Below are 744 nucleotides of genomic sequence, written 5' to 3' on the forward strand. Positions count from 1 at the left end.
TTATGCAGTTACTTTAGCAACTACACCAGCACCAACTGTACGACCACCTTCACGGATCGCAAAACGTAGACCTGGGTCCATTGCGATTGGGTGGATAAGTTCTACTGACATTTCAACGTTGTCACCTGGCATAACCATTTCAACGCCGTCTTGTAATTGGATTGCACCAGTTACATCAGTTGTACGGAAGTAGAACTGTGGACGGTAACCGTTAAGGAACGGAGTATGACGACCACCTTCTTCTTTAGAAAGTACATATACTTCTGCATCGAATTTAGTGTGCGGCTTGATTGTACCTGGTTTAGCAAGTACTTGACCACGTTGTACGTCTTCACGCTTAGTACCACGTAAAAGAACACCACAGTTCTCGCCCGCACGACCTTCGTCAAGAAGTTTACGGAACATTTCTACGCCAGTTACAGTTGTTTTAACTGTATCTTTAATACCAACGATTTCAACTTCTTCGCCGACTTTAACGATACCAGACTCTACACGACCTGTTACCACTGTACCACGACCAGAAATAGAGAATACATCTTCGATTGGCATCAAGAATGCTTTATCGATAGCACGTTCTGGTTCTGGGATATAAGAGTCAAGCGCTTCAACAAGTGAAAGTACAGCTGATTCGCCATATTGACCAGCATCACCATTAAGTGCAGCAAGTGCTGAACCACGGATGATAGGCGTGTCATCACCTGGGAAGTCATAAGTAGATAGAAGTTCACGAACTTCCATTTCTAC

1 protein-coding gene is annotated in these 744 nt (G+C 44.1%); it reads right to left on the bottom strand.

Annotation, left to right across the window (positions count from 1 at the left end; genetic code table 11):
• On the bottom strand, positions 1-744 hold a 744-nt coding region (locus ACG9ZL_RS21090), incomplete at its 5' end, for an EF-Tu C-terminal domain-related protein (protein WP_419361866.1).

This window comes from Acinetobacter legionensis, from assembly GCF_048551735.1.
Classification (GTDB): Bacteria; Pseudomonadota; Gammaproteobacteria; order Pseudomonadales; family Moraxellaceae; genus Acinetobacter.